This is a genomic window from Aquabacterium sp. (assembly GCF_016195855.1).
Classification (GTDB): Bacteria; Pseudomonadota; Gammaproteobacteria; order Burkholderiales; family Burkholderiaceae_C; genus Aquabacterium.
In genome coordinates this window covers 601,969-616,849 of the sequence record NZ_JACPYU010000003.1, presented here as the reverse complement: position 1 = coordinate 616,849, position 14,881 = coordinate 601,969, and the positions used below count along the sequence as shown (strand labels likewise).

Sequence of the window (14,881 nt, the reverse complement as noted above, 5' to 3'; positions counted from 1 at the left end):
TGGATGTGCCGGCTGGTTCTCCGGGCACCGCTCTCAGGTCAGCGACACCGACGGCACTGCTTGGGCTTGCAGCTCGCCAGGTCCAGATGGCTTCATCCAGACCATGTACAGCGCTGGCACGAACACCAGTGTCAGCACTGTGGCGGCAATGAGCCCGCCCATGATGGCCATCGCCATCGGTCCCCAGAAGATGCTGCCGGTCAAGGGCACCATGGCGAGCACCGCAGCGGCGGCCGTCAGCACCACCGGGCGTGAGCGACGCACCGTCGCTTCGACCACGGCCTGCGCCTGCGGCATGCCCGAGGCAATGTCGCTGTCGATCTGGTCCACGAGGATCACGGCATTGCGCATGATCATGCCGCCGAGCGCGATCACGCCCAGCAAGGCCACGAAGCCAAAGGGCGCGTTGAAGATCAGCAGGGCCGGCACCACGCCGATGAGCCCCAGCGGTGCGGTCATGAACACCATCCACATCCGGGCGAAGCTCTGCAACTGCACCATCAGGATCAGCAGCATGACCACCAGCATCAGCGGGAAGACAGCGAACAGAGCCACGTTGGATTTGTCGCTTTCTTCGATGGCGCCGCCTTGCTCGATGCGGTAGCCGGGTGGCAGCTTGTCGATGATCGGCTTGAGCGACGGCCAGATCTTCATCGTGGCCGACGGACCCTGCACGCCATCACGCACATCGCTACGCACGGTGAGCACCATGTCGCGGTTGCGACGCCACAGCACGGGCTCCTCGAAGGTGGGCACCAGCGTGGCCACCTGCGACAAGGGCACCACGGCGCCGCTGCGGGTGAACAGGCTCACGTCGCCCAGTTGCTCTAGTGCCAGCCTCTCTTTGGGGGCGGCGCGCACGGTCACGTCGATCAAGTCTTCGCCACGACGAATCTGCGTGGCGGGCGCCCCGCTCAGCACAGTCTGCATCATGGCTGAGACATCGGCGCTGGTGATGCCCAGCAGGCGCGCCTTGTCCTGGTCAAGCTGCACGCGCAAGGACCTCACCTGTTCGTTCCAGTCGAGCTGGGTGTCACGCACCAGGGGGCTCTGCCGCACGGCATCGCGCACCTGGTAGGCGATCTCGCGGACCTTGGCCGTGTCCGGGCCCACCACGCGGAACTGCACCGGGAAGCCAACGGGCGGGCCGAACTCGAAGCGCGTGACGCGCCCCCGCAGGTCAGGGAAGGCCCGCTCGGCGGCGAACAGGTCGAGCAGACGGCGACGCACAGCTTCACGATCGGCCACATTGGCCGTCTTGATGACGATCTGCGCGTAGCTCGGGTTGGGCAGCTCGATGGGCAGCGACAGGAAGAAGCGCGGCGCTCCGGCGCCCGTGTAGGCGCTGAAGTGCTGGACCTGAGCGTCGCTTTTGAGCACCTGCTCGAAACGCTTGACCTGGGCCTCGGTGGCCGTGAATGATGCGCCTTCGCGCAAGCGCAGGTCGACGATGAGTTCCAGGCGCGAGGCAGTCGGGAAGAACTGCTGCTGCACCAGGCCCATGCCGGCGATCGCGGCGACGAAGAGCAAGGCCGTCGTGGCCAGCACCATCACGCGGTGTGCCATGCACCACTGCAACAGGCGGCGCAAGCGTTGGTAGAGCGGGGTCGCATAGAGGTCCTGCCCCTCGCCACCGTGCGCCTTCATGGTCTTGGGCAGGAGCACGATGCCCAGGTAGGGCGTGAACACCACGGCCACGAACCACGATGCGATCAGGGCCACGCCCACCACCCAGAAGATGCCGCCCGCGTACTCGCCGCTGATCGACTTGGCAAAGCCCACCGGCATGAAGCCGGCCACCGTAACCAGGGTGCCGGTCAGCATGGGGAACGCGGTGGACGTGTAGGCGAAGGTCGCTGCGCTGACGCGGTCCCAGCCCTGCTCGATCTTCACGACCATCATCTCGACGGCGATGATGGCGTCATCCACCAGCAGGCCCAGGGCAATGATCAGCGCGCCCAGCGAGATGCGGTCCAGGCTCCAGCCTGCAGCCAGCATCACGATGGCCACAATGGCCAGCACCAAGGGCACGGACGCGGCCACCACGATGCCCGTGCGCCAGCCCAGAAAGAGGAAACACACGGCCAGCACGATGGCCAGGGCCTCCAGGAAGGATCGCTCGAACTCCCACACGGACTCTTCGACGATGTTGGGCTGGTCGGCCACCTTGTCCACCACCACGCCCAAGGGCAGGCTGGCCTTGAGCGTCTGCATGTGCGATTCAAGCTCGCGGCCGAGCGTCAGGATGTTGCCGTGTCGGTCGAAGGTGATGGCGAGCATCAGCACCGGCTTGCCGTCATGCCGCACGGTGAACGAGGGAGGATCTTCCAGGCCCGATGTGACCTTGGCCACATCGCCCAGGCGCAGCAGCTTGCCACCAGCGGTGATGGACACATTGGCCACGTCGCGCGCATCGCGCAGGGTGCCATCGACCCGCACGAACACCTGGTCGTTGCGGCCCTCGGTTGCCCCTGAGGGACTGACCATGTTCTGGCGCACCAGCGCCTCGATCACGGTCTGGGGGCTGATGCCCAGAGAGGCCAGGCGCTGGCTCGAGAACTCGACGTGGACCTTCTCGGTCTGCCGCCCGAACACGTCAACCTTGATCACGCCTGGCTGAGCCTGCACCTGCCGCTTGATGTCTTCTGTCAGCACCTGCAGTTCGGGCCAGCTCAGGTCAGGGGCGCTGATGGCGTACATCACGCTGTAGACATCGCTGAACTCGTCATTGAAGATGGGCCCCAGGACGCCTTCGGGGAACTGTTGACGAACATCGCCGATCTTCTTGCGGGCCTGGTACCAGGCCCTCTCCAGTTCGGCCTTGGACGTGCCGCCCTTCATCCACAGGTTGACCGCGCCATAACCCTGGCGCGAGAAGCTGCGGATGAAGTCGACGCCTTCGATCTTTTGCAGTTCGCGCTCCATGCGGTTGAGCACTTGGTCCTGCACCTGCTGGGCCGAGGCGCCCGGCCAGGCCACCACGGCCGTCATCGTGGGCACCATGAACTGAGGGTCCTCCAGCCGGCCCAGCCGCGTGAAGGCGAAGACCCCCACCAGCAGGCTGCCGATGATCATGAACAGCACCATGGCCCGGTGCGTGACGGCCCACTCGGAGAGATTGAAGGACTTCATCACAGGCTCCCGGGGCGCATGACGGCCTGCACCTTCATGCCCGCATCGAGCTTCTGCGCGCCCGCTGATACCACCAGCGCACCGTCGGGCAAGCCGGTCACACGCACCTGGTCGGTGGATTGCGACCGCAGCGTCACGGTTTGCAGCGTCAAGGTGCCCGCCTTGTCATTGACCAGCCAGACCGACGGGGTCTTGTTGGTCGTGAGCAGTGCGCCCGATGGCAGTTGAGCTGATGGCGCGGCGTCTTTTCCTGCCAGTTGTACATTGGCCGTCACGCCCATGCGCAGCCCGGGCGGTGGTGAGGCCATGGTGTAGCGCGCCCGAAACGTGCGGGTCTGCGCCGAGGCACTGGGGGCCAGTTCACGCAGCTTGAGCTTCACCGGATCCGGTATGCCAGCGATGTGTGCCTGGGCCACTTGCTCGCGTAAACCTGTGGCCAGCGCCTCGGGCGCATCGACCAGGACTTCCAGCTCGCCGGGCTTGGCCAGCACCACCACGGGCTGCCCTTCGGCCACCATCTGCCCCACCTCGATCAGCGAGCCGGTCACTACGCCATCGAAGGGGGCCGTGAGCACCGCATAGCCCGTCCTGTTGCGCAGCGCCTCCAGTTGCCGTTCGGCCTGCACGAGGCGTGCGGCGGCGGCATCCGAGCGGGCCTGCTGCCGCTCATGGTCGGCAGCGCCAACGGAGCCATCAAGCAGCAGGCGCTTGAAGCGCGCCGCATCGCTGGCCGCCTGAGTGGCGTCCACCTGGGCCGCACGCAGTTGCTCGGCAGCGGCGTCTGCAGCCAGTTGGTAGTCGGTCGCGTCGATGCGCGCCAGTGCTTGGCCGGCACGCACGGCCTGGCCGATCTCCACCAGGCGGGCCGTGACCTTGCCCCCGGCTCGGAAGGCCAGATCGCTCTCGATGCGCGGGCGGACGGTGCCGCTCAGGATCCGCACGTCTTCGCCCTGATCATTGTGAACGGGCGTGACGTAGACCGCCGGGATCGAGGGCGCTTTTTGAGTGGCAGGCGAGCAGGCGGTGAGAAGCGCCAGGCCGCTGATGACCAGGCCAGCGCGGGCCAGGGTATGGGCGAACTTCATCAATCGAAAGTCAGAGGAATCCATCATGGCAAGCTTTCAGGAGCAGGGCTGGAGGGCGATGTGCTGGTCGTGGCGGGGGAGGGCGTGTCCTGCCATCCACCTCCCAGGGCCGTGGCCAGTTGGACGGTGTTCAGCGCCAACTGGGCCTGGCCATCAATGGCCGACAGCTCAGCGGCGAGCACGGCACGCTGCGCATCGAGCAGTTGCAACAGATCAATCTGGCCCTCGCGGTAGAGCGATTCGGCATGACGCAGGCCCGTGCGCCGTTGCTGGGTGGTGGCGTCCAGGGCGGCTGAGCGATCTCGCTCCTGGGCCAGGGCCACCAGGCTGTCGTCGACGTCCTTGACGGCGCCGAGCACGGCCTTCTCGTACTGCAAAGTGGCCATGCGCTCTTTGGCGGACTGCCGCTCAACGGCCGCGCGCAAGCGACCCGCGTCGAACAGCGGCATCGTGAACGCCAGCGCCGCGGTGCTGTACCGCACGGGTGACAGGTCCAGCGCATTGAGGCGCAATTCCTCGCGCCCGAACGCCGCTGCCAGGAAGAACTTGGGCCACCGGTTGGCTTGGGCCTCGCGCAGGCGGGCGGCCTCGGCCATGAACTGTTTTTGCGCCACGCGCAGATCGGGGCGCCGCATCAACAGATCGACAGGCTGCCTGGCCGACAAGCGTGGCGGGGTGGGCAGCCATGGCGCGGTGGCGGCATTCAACTCGGGCAATGGCTGGTTGGGATTGGCGCCCACCAGCACGGCCAACTGGGTCTCGGTCACGGCGACCAGGGTCCGCAAGGGGGGAAGCTGTGCGGCGAGAGATTGCACCTCACCGGCGGCCCGAGCCACGTCAAAGCGGCTGGCAAGTCCTCCTGCCTCCCTGCTGCGAGTCAGCCGTTCGGTGTCACCTTGAGCCTTCAGCAGGGCATCGAGTTTGGCCAGCCGCAGCCGCGCGCTTTGCCACACGATGTACTGCCGAGCCACTTCGCTGCTCACCAGCCAGCGCGCGGCGTCCAAGCCCTCTTCGGCGGTCAACGCATCCAGTTCGGCGGCATCGGCGCCGGCGCGCGCGGCACCGAACACGTCAAGCTCCCATCCCAGGTCCAGTGCACCCCGATAGGCCCGCGTGTCAGGCTTGCCTTGCTTGACCTGATCGGGCAGCCCGCTGCGCTCGTCGGAGGCCGACCCGGTGAGCGATACGGTCGGCCAGAGCCTCGACGCCATCGCTGTTTGCCCCGCGCGAGCTTGCCGCACGCGCTGCACGGCGATGCGGACATCGTGGTTGGCCGATTGGGCGCGCTGAACCAGGGCCATGAGCGCGGCGTCGTCAAAGCCTCGCCACCAGCTTGCATCGTCCGGGGGCGTTGGGCCCGGCGCCTGCCGGAAGGTCGCGTCTTCGGTGGCCGACACATTGGGCGGCTCAGGTTGGGGCGAGGCACAAGCCGACAGCAGTACAGCCAGGCACACGGCTAGCAAGCGCGGAATTTGCTGGAGCCGCGATGGCGGAAATGACATGATTTCGCTTCGTTGGTTGACAGTGTCTACCATTTTGCTTTAAAAGGTAGACACTGTCAACAAAGAGTCTTTGAGTGCTAGCCTCGTGCCTCGGATCTCATCGCTAAACTCATCCATATGCCCAAGAAGACCCCATTGCCTGCGGCGCCCCTCGACCTGCGCGAGGCGTGCGTCATCGCCGCTCAAGAAGTCATCGCCGAAAAAGGTGTGGAGAACCTGAGCCTGCGGGATGTGGCTCGCAAGTTGGGTGTTTCACACCAGGCGCCTTACAAGCACTATCCCAGCCGCGACCATCTGCTGGCTGAAGTGATGCGACGCTGTTTCCAGAGGTTTGCCGAGCACCTCGATGCGCGAGGACAATTCGACAAGCCACAAGAGGATCTGGCAGCGCTTGGGCGCCAGTACCTCAGCTATGCAAGGGATCACGCCCTGGAATACCGGCTGATGTTCGATACCCAGTGGCCAGAATCAGCGGAGCACCCCGACCTCATCAGAGACGCAGTTCACACATACGACATCCTGCGCAAGGTGTTGCGCCGACTGCATGGCGACACTGCGGCCGCGAGCGACAGAGTGGACCTGGATGCCCTCTTTATTTGGTCTACCGTGCATGGCATGGCTGGCGTGTTGAATGGCAACTGCATCGACAAGTTGAATCTGAAGCGCAGGGTCCTCGAGCAGGCCATCGAACACGCCATCGTGATGGTGGAGCTCGGTTTATCGCGCTCTCAGATGCAGGCGGATGGATGACGCTCACGTCCAAGCCAGCGGCGCAAGGCCTAGAACCTGGCGGGGAGCCGCCCCGATTCCGATCCGGGTATGCTGAAAGCGCCACCGCTCCCGTGCAGATGGAGCCTGCCTGTAGACGCGCCGCCAAACGACCGCCATGTTGCCAATACCGTGAACTCGGTGTTGTATCGGCCAATCCCAGCAATCGCTGCAGAGCAGTCCCCCATGTGGCGCAACCGAACTGCCGCTTCGGATCGGTAGTTGAATTACGTGGCGCTATGTCCTCGTTGGGGCGCCAAGGTCAGGTGCCGGGGAACGTGGCCATGTATTCCCGGAGAACGCCACATTGGGAGCCGAAGCGCTGGTCGCTTTCGCAAAGTTCAAGAATGAACGAACAAATGGTTCCGACATGAATGAGCAAAACGTCGGTATGGAACCGGCTCGCGCCAAGTTACTTTGCGGGCCCCTTTTAGAGGGGGTGAGCTGCGTGCATTCGTCGATATGCTCGTGCCATGGATACATTCGCACCGATGCGCCACGATGACCGCCCCACGCCTGCCGAATGGCGTGTCTTTGGGGCGCGTCTGCTTCAGGCTGCGGGCCTGGGCTCGCTTGGGGCGGGCGTCATATTTTTCGTCGCCGCCAATTGGCATGCCTGGGGCCTCGCCGGCCGTTTCGGACTGTTGGAGGCCGGGCTGATGCTTTGCGTCGTTGTTGCGCTGTGGCAGCCGCCCCCTTTGCGCGCTGGCCAGGCTGCGCTGTTGCTTGCAACGCTCTTGACTGGCGCGTTGCTTGCGCTGTTCGGCCAAAGCTACCAGACCGGTGCAGACGTCCACGAGCTTTTCTTCACCTGGGCGCTGCTCGCGCTGCCCTTTGCTGTCGCAGCGCTGTCAGGTGCCGTCTGGGCCGTTTGGTGGGTTGTGCTCAATGTCGGCCTGGCCTTGCTGTGCAACAGGCTGGCGCTCGGGCACTTCTTTTGGCTGGTTCTCGACGACTGGAGCCGTGACCCCGCCACATTACTCATGCTGGCGTGCCTGGTGAACCTGCTTGGCGCCGGCTTCTTCCAGATGCTCAGGCACTCGCGCTTTGTAGAGGCAACGCCGTTGTGGTTGGTCCGTTTTCTGCTGAGCATCGGTTTGGGCTACGGCGTCGCGGCGTCCTTGCCGCACATGACTGACCACAGCGGGGGCGTCGTCGGTTTGTACGCGCTGATCTCGATCGGGATTGCCGGCGCAACCCTGGCTCGCCATCGGGATGTCTTCCCGCTCACCGTACTTGCCGGTTGCTGGATCACGATATCCACGGCTTGGCTCGCACACTCGATGCGACTGGATGACATCGGCCAAACCTTCATCCTCGCGGTCTGGGTGGTCAGCAGCTCCGCTGCGGCTGGCAAGCTGCTGATCCACTTGGTGCATCAATGGCGTGGTTCAACTGAAGACGGAGTAGCGTCATGAGCGCTCTCGCAACCAAGAAGGCGGCGTCTAACCGACCTCTGGCGATCAGTCTGCTGCTCGGTGTCAGCGGCTGGGTCGCTGGCGGTTTCACCTTGATGCTCGTGGAACTGATGTTCCGCCCGGCCACCAGCGGCCACGAGGCCTTCTCCGGTTTGCTCCTGCTGGGCATGGCTTGGGGGCTATTCAAGACCGATCGCGATGGTGAGCGGGTCTTCATCGCCCAACTTGCACTGGCGTTGTCGATCGCCGGGCAATGCCTTGTGCTGTTTGCCATGACAAAAAATGCACACGGCATCGGCCCCATCGCCAGTGCCGCGCTGTTACTGCAAGTCGCACTGGCACTTGTGATGCCGAACCGTCTGCACCGCACACTGTCTACGTTCTTCGCCCTGGTCGCATGGGCGCTCACCGTGCGCTTTGTATTGTTCGGTGAGCCTGAAGACTGGTACCGCAGTGGCTCGCCGTACAGCGCTTCGCTGCCAGCAGCACTCGCGGGTTGGATGCTGGCCTGGGGGCCTGTGGCCACCATCCTCTGGTTGGTGATCCGCAGAGAGGCGATGTGGGCTGGGCGCAGTTGGGCCCCTGCGTTGTCCTCGATCGTCACGGGGCTGATCGGTGGCCTCGCCTTTGCCACGCTCGCTTCGCACCCGTTCGAGTCGTTCCGCTGGTTCGGTGGGGGAGGGGCAAACCTTGGCTACCTTGCGTTGTGGCCGCTCCTCTCGGCGCTGGCCTCACTCGGTGCGCTGGCTGTGGCCTTTGAGCTCCGCCGGCGCGGGCTGATGGCCCTGTGCGCGGTCGCGGCGCTGCTTCACGTCGGCCACTTTTACTACGCGCTTGGCACGAGCCTGCTGGTCAAGTCGTTGTTGATGTTGATGATGGGGGCCGCGTTCCTCGCCGTGGCTCATGTCTTGCGCTCGAAGGAGGCCGCATGAAGTCGGTGGGATGGCGTGGGCTGATCGTGTTGGGGGTGCTGCTCGTGCTCGGCACAGTCAATGTCGCCATTGTTGGCAAGGAGCGCACCAAGCGTGACGGTGAGATTGTCTACTTGCCGCTGGCGCCGGTCGATCCTCGGTCTCTCGTTCAGGGCGACTACATGGCGTTGCGCTTCGCCATGGCGGATGAAATTGAACGCCGCAACACGGTTGAAAAGCGCCTCCTGCGCAACGGCGAGGTGGCCTTTGCTTGGGTCAAGCTTGACGATCGGCGAATCGCCTCCCTAAGCGATGATCCCGCTGTGGCCTCGATCAAGTTCCGCTACCGCATCCGCAACGGTCACGTTTGGCTTGGCACCAACGCCTTCTTCTTTGAAGAAGGCACGGGGGAGCGTTTTCGTGGTGCGACTTACGGCGAATTTCGCGTTGATCGCAAGTCGGGTGAGGCTGTGCTGGTCGGCTTGCGTAGCGACACGCTCACGGCGCTGTAAGCCACTGTGCCGCGCGGTGCGGAGGTGTCGATGGGCACCTGCGTGCGCCCCCATGCTCGTCACCGAAACGCTCACCCATCGCCTCCCCCTTGGCATCCCCCATCGAAACGCGAGCGTGCCCTGCAACGGGTGATGGCGCGCAGGCGGGGTCATTTCTAAAGTTCCTTCAGCAGTGGGGCGCACCGCCCACGCTGGTCGCCCTGGGCGGTCAGCCTTTTCACACACTTGAAGGAGCCCGCCATGGCCAATGCCATTCCCCATGTGCCTTTGACGCCGCTGGGCGCCGAGCCCGCGTTTGCCGACATGGCCGCCGCTGTTCAGGCCACGGTCAGGCGCTTTGCCCAGGAGGTTCTTCGCCCGGTCGGGCGCCAGCTTGATCGCCTGAGCCCCGACGAAGTCATTGCCTCTGGCTCGCCCTTGTGGCCCGTGTACCGGCAGTTCGCCGAGCTGGGCTTTGGCATCGACACCTTGTTGTCCCTGCCGCCGGCCGAGCGTGCCCGCATCATGGGCATCCTGTTCGAGGAGCTGGGCTGGGGTGACGCCGGGCTGGCCATCTCCATAGGGGCCGGGCTGATACCGGCCATGATCAGTGCCTTGCTGGGCAATGGCTTTTGTCGCGGTATCGCCAGCGATGACAAGCTGGGCTGCTGGATGATCACGGAGCCGGACCATGGCACCGACATGCTGGACCCCAACCGGATGATCTTTCACCCGCAGGGCAGCTACGGCCGGCCCAACTGTGTCGTGACCATCGAGGACGATGGCCTGGTGATCAAGGGGCAGAAGGCGGCCTGGGTCTCCAACGGCACGATCGCGCAGGTGGGCATCCTGTATGCGGCGGCCGACACGGGCCATGGCCCCGATGCGCAGCATGGCGCCGTGGTCATCGTGCCGATGGACACCCCGGGCATCACGCGGGGCAAGCCGCTGGACAAGATGGGGCAGCGGGCGCTCAACCAGGGCGAGGTCTATTTCGACAATGTGCGCTTGCCCAAGGCGCATTTGCTGGCGGGCCCTGAGCAGTATCAGCAGGCCACCTACCTCGTGCACACCTTGGCCAATGGCCTGATGTCGGCCGTCTTCACCGGTTGTGCGCGCTCGGCTTACGACCTGGCCTTGGCTTATGCGCATGAGCGCAAGGCCGGGGGCGTGCCCATCATCCGGCACCAGTCGGTGGCGCAGCGCTTGTTCCACATGTTCCGCAAGGTGGAGGCCTCATGCGCCTTGTCGCGCAGGGTGCTGCACTACAACTTTGATGCGCCCGAGATGGCACTTCATGCGGCCATGGCGGCGAAGGTGACGGCCACGCAGACCGCGTTCGAGATGGCCAGCGAGTCGGTGCAGATGCACGGCGGCAACGGCATGGCCCGTGACTACCCGGTGGAAAAGATGTTCCGTGATGCGCGTGCCTCGCTGATCGAGGACGGCTGCAACGAGATCCTGGCCATCAAGGGTGGGTATTACCTCGCCCAGCCCGAACTGCTCTGAGGGCGCATACACGCCTTCTCATCACCCAACGGAGACATCGATCATGGCAACTTCATATCAGGTCGTGGTGTATGGCGCCAGCGGCTACACCGGCAAGCTCGTGGCATGGAAGCTGGCCAAGCGCGACATCCCCTTCATCGCCGCTGGGCGCAATGCCGAGCGCTTGCAGGCCGAGATGGCAGCGATCCCCGAGCTGGCCGGCCACGATTACCAGTGCGTCGGCGTGCAGCATGACCTGGCCTCGCTGACGGCGCTGTTCAAGGGCAAGCAGGTGGTGCTCAACATCGTCGGCCCCTTCATGCAACTGGGCCAGCCGGTGGTGCAGGCAGCGCTGGAGGCCGGTTGCCACTACTTCGATACCACCGGTGAGACGGACTGGATGCTGTACCTGAAGCAGGAGTACGCGGCGGCCTTTGCCAGCAAGGAGCTCGCGCTGTGCCCCGCCAATTCGTACATGTGGACCGAGGGCGCGATCGCCGCCGAGATCGCGCTGGAAACGCCGGGTATCGACACCCTGGACCTGCTGTACTACGGGGACTCCCAGATCAGCGTGGCCTCCACCATGTCCTTCCTGCGGATGTGCACCAAACCCATGTACCACCTCAAGGGCGGGCAACTGGTTCAGTGGCCCTGGGCGACCACCTATGACGTGGCTGTGCCGGGTGTGCACCGGATACTGAAGGCCATGCCTTGGGGCGGCGCGGGGGAGCCCGTCTGGTATCAGGGCGATGCCCGCGTTCGGAACTGCTCGGTGCTGTTCGCCCTGGGCAACCAGGAGATGTTCATGCAGATCGCGGGCCTGCTGCAGCAGTTTGAAGCCGAGCACCGCCACCTGGATGCCGCGGCGCAAGAGGCGGTGACCAACGCGATCGGCCAGCAGGTGACGCAAGTGGAGCCGCCGCGCGAAACACCGGAAGTCCACCGCGCGCAGGTCTCGTGCCTGGCGCGGGGCTACACGCAGTCGGTGAGCGTGGTGCTGCGTGGCAGTTGCGCGTATTCGCAGACTGGGGTCTTCGCGGCAGAGGCCGCCATACGCGTGTTGCACAGGCAGCTCAAGGCCGTTGGCTTCGGCTCGGGTGCGGCCATTCTGGGGGCACGCCAGCTGCTGGCTGCGCAGGCCGACGAAGGTTATCTCTCGTACGAGATCACACCTCATTGAGATGGGAGATGGCCATGAGCCCAATCTATGTGGCCGGGGTGGGCATGACCCCCTTTGACAAGCACCCCTCATCGAGCATCAAGGACCTGACGCGCCAGGCTGTTGAAGCCGCGCTGCGTGATGCCGGTTGCGACAAGGCCCAGGTGCAGGCCGCGTACTTTGCCAATGCCACGCAAGGGCACATGGACGGGCAGCACATGATCCGCGGGCAGCTGGCCCTGCGTGCCATGGGCTTGGAAGGCATCCCGGTGGTGAACGTCGAGAACGCGTGTGCCAGCGCGAGCACGGCTTTTTACCTCGCGCTCAACCATGTCCGCTCGGGTGCGGCCGACATCGTGCTGGTGGTGGGTGCTGAAAAGATGGTTGCCGATGACAAGGCCCGCATGTTTGCCGCCTTCGATGGCGCCTGGGATGTGCACGACACGGAGGCGGCCAAGGCCCGGCTGCTGCAGATGGGGCAGGGCGTGAGCGTGCCGCCGGGCAGCCAGTCCACCCGGCCTTACAGCGTGTTCATGGACATCTATGCCGCCATGGGGCGCATGCACATGCGCGAGTTCGGCACCACGCAGCGGCAGTTCGCCGCCGTCGCGGCCAAGAACCATGCGCATTCGGTGCACAACCCCCTGGCCCAGTATCGCGAGGCGTGCAGCATCGAGCAGGTGCTGGCCGCGCCGCCGATCAGCTACCCACTGACGCTGCCCATGTGCTCGCCGGTGAGCGATGGGGCCGCTGCGGCGCTGGTCTGCAGCGAAACCGGCTTGAAGGCGCTGCAGGGCTCGCAAGGCCGCGCCATGCGCGTGCTGGCCTGTGTGCTGCAGACGGGCAGCGAGCGCGCCCCGGCAGACCTGGCGCACCACCTGGTCCGCATTGCTGCAGAGAAACTGTACGCACAAGCGGGCATCGGGCCGCAAGACGTGAGCGTGGCCGAGGTGCATGACGCCACGGCGATTGGCGAAGTCCTGCAGTCCGAGTTGCTGGGGCTGGTGCCCATGGGGCAGGGCGGGCCGGCGGCAGAGCGCGGTGAGACGGCGATCGGGGGGCGCATCCCGATCAACCCGTCGGGGGGGCTCGAATCCAAGGGGCATCCCATTGGTGCGACCGGGCTGGCTCAGCTCTTTGAGCTGGTCACGCAATTGCGTGGCGAGGCGGGCGCACGGCAGGTGCCGCAGGCGCGCATCGCCTTGGCCGAAAACGGCGGCGGCTTGGCAGGGGTGGAAGAGGCGGTGGCCTGCCTGACCCTGCTGGGGCGATGAGCCTGCGAACCAAGAAGGCAAGGGAGCACCAGCATGACGACAGCAACAGCCCTGCACCTGGCCGCCCTGGTGGCCCAGCGTGCGGATGAATCGCCGGATTTCGATGTCCTGACGATCGAGGGCGGTGGGGTGCGCCCCGATGAGGTCCGCACCTACCGCATGCTGTGGGACAACGGCCGGCGCATGGCGCAGCGGATGCGGGACCTGGGTGTGCAGCCGGGCGAGCGCATTGCGCTGCTGATGGCCAACCACGCCGAGTTTGTCGAGGCCATGGTGGCCGCCAGTGTGCTGGGCGCGGTGGTGGTGCCCATCGACCCGCGAACCCGTGGCGACAAGCTGCACTTCATGCTCGGCCATGCCCAGTGCTGCGCTGCGCTGGTGGCCGACTATGCGCTGGCCCACCTGCAGCCCTTGCGCGCCTCGTTGCCCGGCCTGCGCTGGGTGATGGGCTTTGCCACCGATGAAGACACGCAGCCCTTGAGCGACCACGCGGACGTGGTGGATTGGGCGGCCACGCCGCTGGCCGTGCCTGATCTGCCCATCCACATGGCCGACCCCGACAGCGCGCTGGAGCTGATCTTCACATCGGGCACCACGGGCGACCCCAAAGGCATCGTGATGACGCACCGGCGCTATTGCGACACATCGCTGCTGGCCATGCGCCTGTTTGGCTACCGTGAGGATGACAGGCTGTACTCCGGCCTGTCGCTGACCCATGCCAATGCCCAACTCATCACCCTGGGTGCGGCCTTGGCCTGCCGCCTGCGTTGCGTGTTGTCGCGCCGCTTTACGAAGTCACGCCTGTGGGACATCACACGCCAATATGGCGCCACGACCTTCACCTTGCTGGGGGGCATGACCACGGCGGTGTACGCGCAACCGCCAAGCCCCGACGATGCCGACAACCCCGTTCGTCTGGTCGTGTCTGCTGGGATGCCCGACGCCATCTGGGAGAAGTTCGCGCACCGCTTCGGCGTGCAGATACTGGAGTTCTACGGCGCGGCAGAGGGTGGCCTGACCCTCAACCCACCCGGGCTGGGGCCGGTTGGCAGCATCGGCAAGCCTGCCCCCACCTTGCAGTACCGCATCGTCGATGAGCACGATGTGGACGTGCCCGTCGGCACGCCGAGCGAGCTGGTGTTTCGCCACGTGAATGGCGATCCGTTCCAGGTGGCCTACCACGGCAACGAGGCGGCATCGCGCCAGAAGTGCGAGGGTGGCTGGTTGCGCATGGGCGACGTGGTGCATGCGGACGCGCAGGGCTGGTTGTACTTTCACTACCGCAAGGGTGGCGGGATCCGGCGCAATGGGGAGTTCATCAGTGCCGCCTTCATCGAGAAGGTGATCGCCGAGTCTGGCCTGGTCGATGATGTCTACGTCTATGGCCTGCCCAGCGCCAGCCTGGCCGCAGGTGAGAAGGACGTGGTGGCCGCCGTGGTGCCCAAGTCCTTGGCGGCGTTTGACGCGCAGCGCCTGTTCATGGTGTGCAAGGCCCAGCTGGATGCCAACGCCGTTCCCCGCTTCATCCAGGTGCTGGCGCAGATCCCCAAGACGGCCTCTGAGAAGCCTCTGGAGCGCAGCCTTGTGCAAGCCTTCGAGGCCATGCCCCACATGGTCCACCGCGTTGACCCGCCTGCACGCTGAGCCAGCCGG

Annotated in this window: 11 protein-coding genes; 8 read left to right on the top strand and 3 right to left on the bottom strand. The window is 65.2% G+C overall.

Annotated features, from left to right (window positions below):
• Nucleotides 1-33: 33 nt before the first annotated feature.
• The 3 genes from HY019_RS04195 to HY019_RS04185 are packed head-to-tail and all read right to left on the bottom strand — an operon-like array spanning nucleotide 34 to nucleotide 5,719.
• Nucleotides 34-3,132, bottom strand: a complete 3,099-nt coding sequence (locus HY019_RS04195; RefSeq protein ID WP_290688588.1) for an efflux RND transporter permease subunit — start codon at nucleotides 3,130-3,132, stop codon at nucleotides 34-36.
• A complete protein-coding gene (locus HY019_RS04190; RefSeq protein ID WP_290688586.1) occupies nucleotides 3,132-4,244 on the bottom strand; it encodes an efflux RND transporter periplasmic adaptor subunit in 1,113 nt (370 codons plus the stop codon). The genes HY019_RS04195 and HY019_RS04190 overlap by 1 nt, the downstream gene beginning before the upstream one ends.
• Complete coding sequence (locus tag HY019_RS04185; protein ID WP_290688585.1) at nucleotides 4,241-5,719, bottom strand: TolC family protein; 1,479 nt, start codon at nucleotides 5,717-5,719, stop codon at nucleotides 4,241-4,243. Before HY019_RS04185 ends, HY019_RS04190 begins: the two co-directional genes overlap by 4 nt.
• Before the next feature lie 117 nt (nucleotides 5,720-5,836).
• Between HY019_RS04185 and HY019_RS04180 the strand changes: the two genes are divergently transcribed.
• From HY019_RS04180 to HY019_RS04145, 8 genes are all read left to right on the top strand, one after another.
• Entirely contained in the window at nucleotides 5,837-6,469 is a 633-nt protein-coding gene (locus tag HY019_RS04180) for a TetR/AcrR family transcriptional regulator (RefSeq protein ID WP_290688583.1), read from the top strand.
• A gap of 491 nt (nucleotides 6,470-6,960) precedes the next feature.
• The gene (locus HY019_RS04175) at nucleotides 6,961-7,905 is read left to right on the top strand and encodes a DUF2157 domain-containing protein (protein ID WP_290688581.1); all 945 of its coding nucleotides are present in this window, start codon (nucleotides 6,961-6,963) and stop codon (nucleotides 7,903-7,905) included.
• Entirely contained in the window at nucleotides 7,902-8,837 is a 936-nt protein-coding gene (locus HY019_RS04170; RefSeq protein ID WP_290688579.1) for a DUF4401 domain-containing protein, read from the top strand. The genes HY019_RS04175 and HY019_RS04170 overlap by 4 nt, the downstream gene beginning before the upstream one ends.
• Nucleotides 8,834-9,328 (top strand): GDYXXLXY domain-containing protein, encoded by a 495-nt coding sequence (locus tag HY019_RS04165; protein WP_290688577.1) that lies wholly within the window; start codon nucleotides 8,834-8,836, stop codon nucleotides 9,326-9,328. Before HY019_RS04170 ends, HY019_RS04165 begins: the two co-directional genes overlap by 4 nt.
• Before the next feature lie 240 nt (nucleotides 9,329-9,568).
• Entirely contained in the window at nucleotides 9,569-10,816 is a 1,248-nt protein-coding gene (locus tag HY019_RS04160) for an acyl-CoA dehydrogenase (RefSeq protein ID WP_290688575.1), read from the top strand.
• A 43-nt stretch (nucleotides 10,817-10,859) separates the two neighbouring features.
• Nucleotides 10,860-11,975, top strand: coding sequence for a DUF5938 domain-containing protein (locus HY019_RS04155; RefSeq protein WP_290688573.1), 1,116 nt, complete (start codon nucleotides 10,860-10,862; stop codon nucleotides 11,973-11,975).
• Nucleotides 11,976-11,989: 14 nt separating this feature from the next.
• Nucleotides 11,990-13,228, top strand: coding sequence for a thiolase family protein (locus tag HY019_RS04150; protein ID WP_290688572.1), 1,239 nt, complete (start codon nucleotides 11,990-11,992; stop codon nucleotides 13,226-13,228).
• Between the two features lie 33 nt (nucleotides 13,229-13,261).
• On the top strand, nucleotides 13,262-14,872 hold the full coding sequence (locus HY019_RS04145; protein ID WP_290688571.1) for an AMP-binding protein: 1,611 nt from the start codon (nucleotides 13,262-13,264) through the stop codon (nucleotides 14,870-14,872).
• Nucleotides 14,873-14,881: the final 9 nt, after the last annotated feature.

Bases quoted from the DNA above. Each gene is read 5' to 3' on its own strand.
- HY019_RS04195 (WP_290688588.1), bottom strand. From the start codon at position 3,132: ATGAAGTCCTTCAATCTCTCCGAGTGGGCCGTCACGCACCGGGCCATG.
- HY019_RS04190 (WP_290688586.1), bottom strand. From the start codon at position 4,244: ATGATGGATTCCTCTGACTTTCGATTGATGAAGTTCGCCCATACCCTG.
- HY019_RS04185 (WP_290688585.1), bottom strand. From the start codon at position 5,719: ATGTCATTTCCGCCATCGCGGCTCCAGCAAATTCCGCGCTTGCTAGCC.
- HY019_RS04180 (WP_290688583.1), top strand. From the start codon at position 5,837: ATGCCCAAGAAGACCCCATTGCCTGCGGCGCCCCTCGACCTGCGCGAG.
- HY019_RS04175 (WP_290688581.1), top strand. From the start codon at position 6,961: ATGGATACATTCGCACCGATGCGCCACGATGACCGCCCCACGCCTGCC.
- HY019_RS04170 (WP_290688579.1), top strand. From the start codon at position 7,902: ATGAGCGCTCTCGCAACCAAGAAGGCGGCGTCTAACCGACCTCTGGCG.
- HY019_RS04165 (WP_290688577.1), top strand. From the start codon at position 8,834: ATGAAGTCGGTGGGATGGCGTGGGCTGATCGTGTTGGGGGTGCTGCTC.
- HY019_RS04160 (WP_290688575.1), top strand. From the start codon at position 9,569: ATGGCCAATGCCATTCCCCATGTGCCTTTGACGCCGCTGGGCGCCGAG.
- HY019_RS04155 (WP_290688573.1), top strand. From the start codon at position 10,860: ATGGCAACTTCATATCAGGTCGTGGTGTATGGCGCCAGCGGCTACACC.
- HY019_RS04150 (WP_290688572.1), top strand. From the start codon at position 11,990: ATGAGCCCAATCTATGTGGCCGGGGTGGGCATGACCCCCTTTGACAAG.
- HY019_RS04145 (WP_290688571.1), top strand. From the start codon at position 13,262: ATGACGACAGCAACAGCCCTGCACCTGGCCGCCCTGGTGGCCCAGCGT.